The sequence below is a fragment of the Flavobacterium sp. B183 genome (assembly GCF_023539155.1).
Lineage (GTDB): Bacteria > Bacteroidota > Bacteroidia > Flavobacteriales > Flavobacteriaceae > Flavobacterium > Flavobacterium tructae.
In genome coordinates this window covers 2,848,422-2,861,504 of sequence record NZ_CP097434.1, presented here as the reverse complement: position 1 = coordinate 2,861,504, position 13,083 = coordinate 2,848,422, and the positions used below count along the sequence as shown (strand labels likewise).

The window sequence follows — 13,083 nt, the reverse complement described above, 5'->3', positions numbered from 1 at the left end:
AATCGGTTAATCGTTTAATCGTTTAATCGTTTAATCGTTTAATTGTTTATTGTTTATTGTTTATTGTTTATTGTTTATCGTTTATTGTCCGAAACCTATAACTCTAAAATATAAACCGTTTGTAGCTTATCCTCTATAACTCAAAACTAATAACTAATAACTAATAACTCAAAACCCACAACTCACATAATAAAACAATGAAAACAAACCTAAAAAACAAACCTATTTTGAATAGATTATTGATGCTGTGCCTATTCGTTTTCAGCATTTCGTTAACCGCACAAATAAAATACTCAGACGGTAACGACAGCTGGAACCCGAATGTATTAGGAAACCATCGTGTTGCAGTAAGCTTTACCGGTACCGGAGATGTTGCCAAAACCACGATCGAATGGCGCAGAAGAGACGAAAAACCCGAACTGAAAAAGATCATTGTTCAGGATGCTTCAGGCAAAACCATTCAAAACATAAAAACAACTGACATCAACAGAGAAAATGGTACTATTTTCTTCGAACCAATTTCAGGCAAAGGAACGTATTATGTGTATTATATGCCCTACATCGACGAAGGTGACGCTAACTATCCAAAAGGAGTTTACGCTAAACCAGAAGATAAAGCAGACGTACAATGGCTTGCTAAAATCAAATCCAATTTAGCTGACAATTGTACGGTTACCGAAATTCAGAGTGTCAATGCTTTCAATAGTTTTTATCCGATGGAAGTAATCGCAACTGCGGCCGAAACTAAAGATCTTATCGCCAAAAACGGCGGCAGTTCCTTCCTGGTTTTCCCAGAAGACCGCTTGTATTCTATTCGAATGAAAAATGATTTACCACAAAGATGGATTCAAAAAGGTGTTCAAAATACCTTTTCGGACACAGCGCTAAGAGGTGAATATCTGGCTTTTCAACTGGGCGTTTATGCCTTGCAGAATCTAGACAACGTAAAAGTTACCTTTTCGAATTTAATCAGTTCTACCGGAGCCATCATCGAATCGAAAGACATTAACTGTATCAATACTGACGGAACAAAATACGACGGAGCTATTTTTACCAATACCGTTTCGGTTTCTAAAGGAAAAGTACAAGCCCTATGGTGCGGCATCAATGTCCCGGAAACTGCGGCGGCAGGAACCTACAGCGGTAAAGCTACCGTAATTGCTGATGGAAAATCAAAAGACATTGTGCTTCAGATAAAAGTAACCAATGAAATTACTAAAAACGGTGGCATCGATTCTCCTGAGAAAATGACACGTTTGAAATGGCTGAATTCTACTCTGGCACAGGAAAATACGGTTATTGCTCCTTACACTCCATTAACAGTAAAAGATACAGAAATCTCCTTATTGGGCAGAAAATTAGTTTTGGGTTCCAATGGTTTTCCAACACAAATTCAAACTTATTTCACACCCGAAATGACAACAGTTGGTTCAAAAGCCAATGACATTTTAAGTGCTCCGTTAGCTTTTCATTTTTTGGATGCCACAGGAAAAGAGTCTCTACAGTGGAAAAACACAGGCCTTAAATTTCTGAAAAAAGAAAGCGGAACCGTTTCCTGGGAAAGTACTTCTACATCAAAATCACTTCAGATGGATGTACATGCTTCCTTAGAATTTGATGGCTTTTTAACGTACACCGTAAAAATCACGGCACTTGAAGATGCTGTTTTTAACGATATCAATTTCCAAATGCCAATTCAGCCCTCTTCTGCAAAATACATGATGGGATTAGGTCAAAAAGGAGGCGATCGTCCTGCCAATTTTGACTGGAAATGGGATGTTGCGCACAAAAATCAGGATGGGGCCTGGATTGGAAATGTAAATTCAGGATTGCAATTTTCTTTACGCGATGAAAAATACAGCCGTCCGTTAAACACCAATTTTTACCTGCAAAAACCTTTGTTGCTTCCAACTTCCTGGGGGAACGAAAATAAAGGAGGAATTACCATCACTCCTAATTCAAAATCGGTTTTAGTGAATGCGTACAGCGGCGCCCGAAACATGAAAAAAGGAGATGTTTTGTATTATAATTTCAATTTACTAATCACGCCTTTCCACACCATAAATACCGATTTTCAGTGGGATACTAAGTTTTATCACAAATACAGTGATATCGATACGATTGCCAAAACAGGAGCAACAGTAATTAATATTCACCATGCCAATGCCATCAATCCGTACATCAATTATCCTTTCATTGAATTTAAAAAAATGAAAAGTTATATCGATGAAGCACATGAAAAAGGATTAAAAGTAAAAATCTACAATACCGTCAGAGAAGTTTCAAACAAAGCTTACGAAACTTTTGCCTTAAGAAGTTTAGGACATGAAATTTACTCTCCAGGTAAAGGAGGAGGATTCTCCTGGCTGCAGGAACATGTGGGAGACGATTATATTGCCGCATGGTTTGTACCTGAAATTAAAGACGCTGCAATTGTAAACAGTGGAATGAACCGTTGGCACAACTATTATGTAGAAGGAATGAACTGGCTGACACAAAATGTGGGTATCGATGGTGTTTATCTTGATGATGTTGCTTTTGACAGAATTACCATGAAACGAATCAAAAGAGTCCTTACCAAAGACGGACACCCTGGAATTATTGACCTCCACAGTGCTAATCAGTACAACAAAAGTGACGGATTTAACAACAGCGCCAATTTATACATGGAGCACTTTCCGTACATCAACAAACTATGGTTTGGAGAGTATTTTGATTACGAAAAAAACAATCCTGATTTTTTCCTGACCGAAGTAAGCGGAATTCCTTTCGGATTAATGGGTGAAATGCTTCAGGACGGAGGAAACCCGTGGCGAGGAATGGTTTACGGAATGACCAACAGAATGCCATGGAGCCACAATGCCGACCCAAGACCTATCTGGAAATTATGGGATACTTTTGGAATTAAAGGTTCTGAAATGATTGGGTACTGGAGCGAAAACTGTCCGGTAAAAACGGCTAACGACAAAGTACTGGCAACGGTTTACAAAAAAAACGGAACTGCTTTAATTTCTATCGCAAGCTGGGCCGATACGGATGTAAAAGTGAAACTAAATATCGACTGGAAAAAATTAGGAATCAATCCGGCAAAAGCAACTATAACTGCCCCTGAAATTCTGAATTTCCAACCGGCACAAACCTTCACAGCAAAAGACGAAATACCGGTATTAAAAGGAAAAGGCTGGTTATTAATTGTTAAGTAAGGGAAATCTGAGATGTAAAATGTGAGATGACTTCAATTTCATGACGATTATATGCCTTGTTTGTCATTACGAGGAACGAGGAATCACAATGGTAATTCGACAAAGATTGGCGACATTCTGTACGGAGTTTCCTGTGTGATTCCTCGTACCTCGGAATGACAAGATTGCGCAAACAACAAATAACAAACAACAAACCATAAACCATAAACCATAAATAGCTCTCCACATGAAACTTAGACCCTTTTTATCCGTTTTACTTTTTGGAAGCCTGTTTGTCAACGCACAAAATAAACCCACCATAAAAGAATACAAAAAAGTATTCACCACTTACCCGTTTTCAGACCCTGATCCCATTCCGAAACCGGATACAAAAGTATATCCGTATTTCCGATTTGACGGTTTTACGGATAAACCTGTACAAAAAGAATGGAAAGTAATCGAACTGGAAAATGATTACATCAAACTCATGATCCTTCCTGAAATTGGCGGAAAAGTTTGGTCGGCTGTGGAGAAATCAACCGGAAAGGACTTTATTTACAACAATCATGTGATTAAATTCAGAGATATTGCCATGCGCGGCCCCTGGACAAGCGGTGGTGTCGAGGGTAATTATGGCATCATCGGACACACTCCCAACTGTGCTACTCCCGTTGATTATATCACGCTCACCAGAGCAGACGGAAGTGTAAGTTGTGTGATTGGCGTATTGGATCTGCTAACGCGAACATCCTGGAAACTGGACATCAATTTACCCAAAGACAAAGCGTATTTCACCACAAATTCCTTCTGGTTCAATTCGACCGAAACCGAGCAGCCTTATTATACCTGGATGAATACCGGTATAAAAGCTGCTGAAAGTCTACAGTTTATTTACCCGGGACAAAGTTATATCGGACACAATGGCGAACATAATTCATGGCCCATTGACAAAGAAAATGGTAAAGATCTGTCGTTCTATAAAAACAATGATTTTGGAGGTTACAAATCGTATCATGTCTTTGGAAAATACGACGATTTCTTTGGAGGATATTACCATGACGAAGATTTCGGAATGGGAAGATATGGCAATCACGACGACAAACCCGGTAAAAAAATATGGATCTGGGGACTGTCTCAGCAAGGAATGATCTGGGAAAAATTATTAACCGATACCGACGGTCAATATGTAGAAGTTCAAAGTGGAAGACTGTTCAATCAGGCAAGTGAAGGCAGCAGTTTAACCCCTTTCAAGCAGCGCTCCTTCGCCCCTTATCAAACGGATTTATGGACCGAATACTGGTTTCCGGTGAAACAAACCAAAGGATTTGTAAAAGCTAATAATTATGGCACCGTAAATGTGAAAAACGAAAACGGCTGGTTGAAAATCTATTTTTCTCCGCTTCAAAAACTAAACGAAAAACTGGAAGTCTTTGACAATGGCAAAAAAATCTATTCCAAAGATATTTCAGTAAATACACTACAATCCTTCAAAGATTCTATTCAGATTGCTGTTGATCCAAACCAATTAAAACTAACACTTGGCGAAAATAAACTCGTGTGGAATTCGGCTCCGGAAGATGGAAATCTGAATCGTCCGCTGGAAATTCCAAAAGATTTTGACCATAACTCGGTGTACGGATTGTACCTGCAGGGAAAAAACTACCTTAGTTTTAAAGATTATATCAAAGCAGAAGAAAAATTAACCGCCTGTCTTCAAAAAGATCCCAACTACGCCCCTGCTCTTGCTGATTTAGCGATTTTACAAATTCGTAAATTCCAATACCGCGAAGCTGTCCTTTCATCAAGTAAAGCTTTGTCTATTGATACCTATCATCCTGCTGCCAATTATTATTACGGATTAGCTAACCTTCATTTAGGCAATACTACCGATGCCAAAGATGGTTTTGATATCGCAGCAGCAAGCGTTGAATTCCGAAGTTCTGCTTATACCGCTTTAAGCAAAATTTACTTTAGGGAAAACGATCTTCCAAAAGCAGCTGAATATGCCGAAAAAAGTTTACGGAACAATCAGGATAATTTAGAAAGTCTGCAATTACTTGCCGTATTATCTCGTCTGCAAAATAATAAAAGTAGAGCAGTCGAAATTCTCAATACGATAAATAACGTTGATCCTCTCAATCATTTTGTTGGTTTTGAAAAATATCTTTGGGATTTGTCCGAGGCATCAAAACAGCATTTTACGGCTTTGATTCAAAACGAAATGCCACAGCAAACGTATCTGGAGTTAGGAATATGGTATACACAATTAGGTCGTAAAGAAGAAGCTTTAAAAGTACTTTCACTTGCCCTTCCAAATGCTGAAATTGTATATTGGAAAGCTTATTTAGAAAACAAAGTGGTTGATTTAAGCAAACTCCAACCCGACAATAGTTTTCCTTTCCGTGGAGAAACAGCACAAATTCTGGAAAAACTAATCAAAACGAACAATCAGTGGCAATTGAAATATCATTTGGCTTTAATCGAATGGAATCGCGATAATGTTTCAAAAGCAAAAGAGTTGTTTTTGCAATGCGCCAATCTGCCTATTGATCCTGCTTTCTATGGAGCCAAAGCTTCGTTATTTAAAAATGATCCCCAATTGGTTCTGTCCAGTCTGCAGCAAGCGATTAAAATAGACGGTCAAAGCTGGAGATATCCTAAACTTTTAACCGAATACTACATTGCCCAAAAACAATTTGATAAAGCACTGGCAACCGCAGCACCTTTCTATAAAAAACATCCTCAAAATTATTTAATGGGAATGCTGTATGCCAAAACACTGCTCCTGAACAAAAAATACGCTGTTGCCGATGCTTTCCTGACCCAACTGGAAATCCTTCCCTTTGAAGGCGCTACTGCAGGACGTCAATTGTATCATGAAGCAAAACTAATGCAGGCTTTGGCCGAAATGAAAAACAAGCAATACAAAAAAGCATTACAATTGATTTCGGACGCCAAATTATGGCCGGAAAATTTAGGAGTTGGAAAACCCTATGACGAAGATATTGATGAAAGGCTGGAAAGCTGGCTGAATTATCAATGTTACATGAGCTTAGGTGATGCTGACAAAGCCAAAAGCGCTTTACAAAACATTATTGCTTTTAACCCAAAAGTTGACAATACGGTTATGAATTTTCTTCCGGCTAACCAACTCATTACGGCCTGGGCAATCGAAAAAACTTCTTCGGAACAAAAAGCAGAGGAATGGCTGCAAAAACAAGCCAAGTTATATCCTGACAACAAAATTGTACAATGGACTTTTGAAACGTATCGTAAAAAACAATCCAATATTTTAACCGAAGAGGAGAAAGACGGTGAAGTTCGAATTATAGAAAAACTATAAAAATACTTCGGTTAAAATTGTATTTTTCGAAATAAAAATACGAGTTTTATGGCGACTGAAATGTCAATTTAAAACGTTCTTAGCTCCATTTCAAGTTTAAAACAATAAAAGGCCTATCCGTGACTAATAACAAGGTGGTAAAATTAGCCACTGATTATGAAGATTCGCACAGATTTTATACGCAATTATTAAAGCAATCTGTGGAAATCTTTCTAATCTGTGGCAAAAAAATATTCCTAATACACCTTAAGGACAATCATAAACAATAATCAATCAAAATAATCATTCTAAAAACCAAAAAATGAACAAACAATTTTTAAAGTATTCTCTTTTTAGTCTTTTCCTTGTTGCCGGGCAAAATGCGATGGCCCAAAACAACGATCAGACCAAAAACCCATTATCTGTTTATCAGGTTACCCCATTAAAAGTAAATGACCTTGTGCACACCAAACTGGACGTATCTTTTGATTACGGAAAACGTTATTTATACGGAAAAGGATGGCTGACTTTAAAACCTCATTTTTATGATACCGATTCTCTTAGACTGGATGCCAAAGGAATGGATTTCAAAACTATTGCTATGGTTGATGGAAAAAAGACAATTCCGTTAAAGTACACCTACGACAATGAACAGCTTTTGATCACCCTAAACAGAAAATATAAAAGCACCGAAAAATACATCATTTTCATTGATTATACCGCAAAGCCGGACGAACTTAAAGTGAAAGGAAGTCTTGCCATAACAGATGCAAAAGGTTTGTATTTCATCAACCCTGATGGAAAAGGCGACAAACCGATTCAAATCTGGACACAGGGTGAAACAGAGGCCTCATCAGCTTGGTTTCCAACCATTGATAAGCCCAATCAGAAAACAACTTCTGAAATTTCCATGACTGTTGATGCCAAATACACTTCGCTTTCAAACGGAAAACTAATCTCCCAAAAAGTGAATAAAAATGGTACGCGTACTGATACCTGGAAAATGGATCTGCCACATTCACCCTACCTTTTTATGATGGCTGTAGGTGATTTTAAAATTTACAAAGATTCTTATAACGGACAAGAAGTAAGCTATTACCTGGAGCCAAAGTATGCGCCATACGCCAAACAAATTTTTGGAAAAACTCCGGACATGATGAAGTTTTACGGCAAAATGCTTGGGGTAGAATATCCATGGGGAAAATATGCTCAGATTGTAGCAAGAGACTACGTTTCGGGTGCCATGGAAAACACTTCGGCAACCTTACACGGCGAGCACGTGCAAAAAACCGAAAGAGAGTTATTAGACGACAATCAGGAAAGTACTATTGCACACGAACTTTTTCATCAGTGGTTTGGTGATTATGTAACTGCCGAATCCTGGTCGAACTTAACCATGAACGAATCTTTTGCCACTTTTGGTGAAGTACTTTGGCACGGTCACGATGAAGGGCAGGATGCCGAAGACCGCTCTCGTTATGAAAAACTGCAAAACTGTCTGCGTTCTTCCAAAGACGGAGTTAGTCCGCCACTGGCGCGTTTTCACTACGGAAACAAAGAAGATATGTTTGACAACATTAGCTATTCTAAAGGTTCAATCATCTTGTATGCTTTAAAAAATCAAATGGGTGACGAAGCCTTCTTTAAATCTTTAAATAAATATCTGACGACCAATGCATTCAAAACAGGAGAAAGCCACCAATTGCGTCTCGCAATGGAAGAAGTAACCGGAAAAGACTGGAGTCCGTATTTCAACCAATGGTACTTTCAGGGCGGAAATCCGATTCTAAATATTGAATACGGTTATGCCGATGGAAAAGCAACAATGGCTGTAAAACAAGTTCAGGAAAGCTCGGTACAGACCTTTACACTTCCGTTAAAAGTTGATTTTTATGTTAATGGAACCAAAGTCAGAAAAGATATTTTAATTGACAAAAGAGAGCAGAATTTCAGTTTTGACCTGCCTTCAAAACCGGATTTCATCGATCTTGATCCGGACAAAATCTTAGTAGGTAAAGTCATTGACAACAAAAAGATATCCGACTACCTGTATCAGTACAAAAATGTCCCTACATACTACAACCGAATTGAAGCGATAAAGTTTGCGGCAAAAGATAAAAGTCATGAGGCACAGCTGATTCTTTTGGCTGGTTTACAAGATCAGAGAGACGATTTAAGAACCCGCAGTATCCGTGCCATTGATTTGGCAGACAATTCTATAAAAGAAGCTGCGCTTAAAACCCTATTGAACATTGCCCAAAATGATAAAAAAACTTATGCGAGAGCTTCAGCCATTATCAAACTTGCCGGAACGGGTGATGCCGCTTACAAAAATTTAATGATTGAAAGTACTAAAAACCAATCTTACAATGTGGCCGCCGCAGGAATCTTAGGATTGTCGAAATATGCCCCGGAAGAGGCCGATAAAATAAAAGCAGCTTTAGACGAAGATACCAGAAATCACATAACGCCTTTGCTTAAAGAATTTAACAATCAAAAGTAAGTAACTAATATCTGAATGGTTAACCTTACTTAAAATAAAAAGAAACAAGGTTTTATAATTAGTACTTAAAAATATTGTTTCTATGCCTCTCTGATTGGATTAGAGAGGCTTTTTTTGTTTAAGAGCTAGAAGGACTAGATATTTCTATTTGTTACAACTTCTATTCTCACTCTTTTATTTTCCCTTATTTTAATTGTTTTTAAGAACCAATCTACTTCTCTTTATTGTACCTACTTCCATCTGTATAAACTTTCGGATAAATGCTTTATTTGAAAGATTTCTTTTATCATCCTGCTTTAATTTAATCACAAATCATTTGACAAAAAAGGTATAAAAGTGTCCCCTCTACTCTCCAAATTGGATTCATTATTCTTCCTGTTTTTCGAAATGGTAACTTCGAAAAAATTACCCTTTCAATTTCTAAAATTGCATTCAAAATCGCTTCCACATCCTGCTCTTTTTTATCCTTAAACTAAAGACCGTTTTTTACCCAAAAAACACAACTTTTCTTCGCAGAAATTAATCCTCAAAAAACAAAATCCCCACAGGAACGCACTTACAGAATAACAGTAGAAAACTTACTTTATTAGCAACATAAAGGGGTGGTAATTACGAAATTCACAAAATTAAACACAACTCTTTTTAATAACTTAAAAATAGAATATTTACATTTTGACAATATAAATATTGAACTATTCTTTTTCGGTCCATTTATTTTAACAAAACGCTACTTTTTTAGTTTAAAAAAAACGTTTTGTGCAATTTTATGTGCTCGAGAACACAAATTTCGTGTGTTCGAGCACATTTTTTGTGTTTTTTCTTGGTTAATAAAAATATAATCAATAGTTTCGTCAAGTAGTTAAAATATCACATAAGATTTTTCCTTCTTTAAAAAACCTTTTTAGAGTAAAAAAGAATAAAAAATCAACATAATAATTACAACAAAAAATAACCTGACAAAAACAATCATTAACCAAACCCAAAAACAAGAGTATGAAAAATGCACTCTCAAAAAACCCTAAGAATTTAAGGTTGCAGACAGTACTTGAAAAAAGCATAAAGGCAACACTGTTTTCATTGTTGTCCGTGACTTTTCAAATTACGACCGCAGCTCCTTCAAAAGAAATCTCATTAAACAAAACCAGCTTACTAGCCTTTCAAAAAATGGTGAAAGGTAAAGTTGTAGACGATAAAGGAATTCCAATTCCTGGTGTAAATGTTATCATAAAAGGATCTAAGACCGGTGTTCAGACCGATATCGATGGAAGCTTTGCTATTGAAGTACCCAATGCCAATACAATTTTAGTATTTTCTTTCTTAGGAATGCAGGATCAGGAACTCCCTGCTGGAAATGGCACAGTGAAAGTAGTCATGAAAGAAGCCGGACAACAAATGGATGAAGTTGTTGTGGTAGGATACAGTAAAGTAAAAAAAGAGAGCTTAACCGGATCTTTGCAAACTTTAGACAATAAAAAATTATTGGATGTTACCACTCCTAACGTCGAAAACTTACTGGCAGGAAAAGCAACCGGAGTTTTTGTAAGTACAAGCGGTGGTCAGCCTGGAGGTGCGTCAAAAGTAGTTATCAGAGGTAGAAGTACCGTAAATGGAAGCACCGACCCTCTTTGGGTAGTAGACGGTGTTATAGTTGGAAACAGTTCTCCAACGATGAACCCTTCTGATATCGAAACTTTAACCGTTCTTAAAGATGCAGCTTCTACGGCAGTTTATGGTTCACAAGGTGCCAATGGTGTAGTTGTAGTAACTACGAAAAGCGGTAAAGCAGGTAAGGCAACCATCAACTTCTCTGCAAAAACAGCTTTGGCTACCATAAATTCAGGGAATTTTAAAATCATGAACGGATCTGAATTGTATGACTTATACGATTCTTTCCCAAACAAACAAATTTTTCAAAATGCTTCATGGTGGACTCCTGAATTAAGAAACAAAAACTACGATTGGTGGAAAAATGCTACTCAAACCGGTATTGCTCAGGATTACAACCTGTCAATCAGTGGTGGCGGTGATAACTTTAAAAGTTATGTTTCCTTAGGAGTTTATGATGAAACAGGTGCTATCATTGGCTATGATTACAAAAGATATAATGGTTTGATGAAATTTGAATACAAACCAAATACCTGGTTAACTATAAGACCACAAATAAACTTAACAAAAGAAACAACTTACGACAAACAGCATTCTGTTGGAGATATCTATCGTAATCTTCCATGGGATAGCCCTTATTTGCCAGACGGAACGTTGGTAGGAAATGCACCAAACCCAACCTGGGTAAACACCACCGGATCAAACTACCTGTATGATTTACAATGGAATTTTTCTGAATCTGAAGATTATAATGTACGTTCAAATCTTGACTTCGATGTCAAATTCACCAAATGGCTGACTTTTGCATCGGTAAACAACTATATTTTTGGTAATGCAAATTCAACTTCATATTCTGATCCGCGATCTTCATCAGGATTAGCTGTGAAAGGTAGAATTACGGATAACTTCAGTACGTTTAACAGAATTTATACCAACCAGTTATTAAAATTCAACACTAAAATTGACAAACACGACATCAACGCGATTGCCGGTTATGAGTGGAATGAATACAGCTCGAAATACAGTAATGCTACTGCTACAGGATTGCCTCCGGGGATCATTGTAACAGATCCGGCTGCAAAACCTGAAAAAGTAGAAGGAAACAGATCCGAGTGGGCGGTACAATCTTTACTGTCAAACGTTAACTATTCTTATGACAACAGGTATTTAGCGCAATTCTCTTTCCGTCGTGACGGAGCCTCTAACTTTGGAAAAAATGCACAATATGGTAATTTCTTCTCCATCAGTGGTGGATGGAATATTCACAATGAAGCTTTCTTTAAAGTAAACTGGATCAACAACTTAAAACTAAGAGCCAGTTATGGTTCAGTTGGAAATCGTCCAAACAGTTTATACGGACACCTGCCATTATATTCTTTCTCACAAAGTTACGACGAGAATCCGGGAGCTCTTATTTCGCAATTGGCTAATCCTGATTTAAGCTGGGAGAAAACATTTACTACTGGTGTAGGTTTAGATTTAAGAATTTTCGACAGAGTAAACATTACATTTGATTACTACAATAAAAATACATCCGACTTATTGTATTACGTACCACTTCCGGGAGTTATTGGTGTAACTGGTATCTGGAGAAACGTTGGAGCTGTAAACAATAGAGGTTTTGAGACTTCTATCAATGTAGATATCATTAAAACCGAAAACCTAAGATGGTCATTTGATGCTAACATAGGCGTAAACAAAAACAAAGTAACGGCACTTTACGGTGATCGTCAGGAAATTATTGTAGGAGACGGTAGTGGTGCTGCAGGATCTGCTTCAAAATTACTAAAACCTGGTACTGATGTAGACAGCTGGTACTTAACAGAATGGGCTGGTGTTGACCCTGCAAACGGAAAACCACAATGGTTCACTACTAATGCTTCCGGAGAACGTGTAAAAACAAATGATTATGCGGATGCTTCAAAAAACCGAAAAACAATCGGAACTTATACTCCGGACTTTTTTGGAGGATTCTCTACCAGTTTAAACTATAGAAACTTTGATTTTGCAGCTGTTTTCAGCTACTCTGTTGGAGGACAAATTTACAACTACGCCCGATCAGAATTTGATTCAGATGGTGCTTATACCGACAGAAATCAAATGAATCTGCACAGTGGATGGAGTCGTTGGGAAAAACCGGGTGATATTGCAACACATCCTCAGGCTATCTATGATAATACCAGTCAATCTAATAAAGCTTCTTCCCGTTATCTTGAAACAGGTACCTACTTAAAAATGAGAAGCCTTTCTTTCGGTTACAACCTACCGCTTAAAAACATAAGCATCGCCAATTTAAGATTATTTGTAGCAGGAGAAAACTTATTCACCATCTCACACTTTTCAGGTGTAAATCCTGAGTTATCGCCAAATTACAACAGTTCAACCGGACAATACGTAATTTCTGGAGTGGCTACACAAGTATATCCGCAAACCAGAAGAATAACTCTTGGACTTAATCTAACACTTTAAAA

The 13,083-nt window shown here is 37.5% G+C and carries 4 protein-coding genes; all 4 read left to right on the top strand.

Going from position 1 to position 13,083, the window contains the following annotated elements:
* Nucleotides 1-197: 197 nt before the first annotated feature.
* The 4 genes from M4I44_RS12110 (at nucleotide 198) to M4I44_RS12095 (ending at nucleotide 13,081) form a co-directional block, all read left to right on the top strand.
* Nucleotides 198-3,203: a glycoside hydrolase domain-containing protein gene (locus M4I44_RS12110; protein ID WP_249964852.1), complete on the top strand. Its 3,006-nt coding sequence runs from the start codon at nucleotides 198-200 to the stop codon at nucleotides 3,201-3,203.
* A 226-nt stretch (nucleotides 3,204-3,429) separates the two neighbouring features.
* Entirely contained in the window at nucleotides 3,430-6,525 is a 3,096-nt protein-coding gene (locus M4I44_RS12105) for a DUF5107 domain-containing protein (RefSeq protein WP_249964851.1), read from the top strand.
* 301 nt (nucleotides 6,526-6,826) lie between these two features.
* On the top strand, nucleotides 6,827-9,007 hold the full coding sequence (locus M4I44_RS12100; protein WP_249964850.1) for a M1 family metallopeptidase: 2,181 nt from the start codon (nucleotides 6,827-6,829) through the stop codon (nucleotides 9,005-9,007).
* 993 nt (nucleotides 9,008-10,000) lie between these two features.
* Nucleotides 10,001-13,081: a TonB-dependent receptor gene (locus tag M4I44_RS12095; protein ID WP_249964849.1), complete on the top strand. Its 3,081-nt coding sequence runs from the start codon at nucleotides 10,001-10,003 to the stop codon at nucleotides 13,079-13,081.
* Nucleotides 13,082-13,083: the final 2 nt, after the last annotated feature.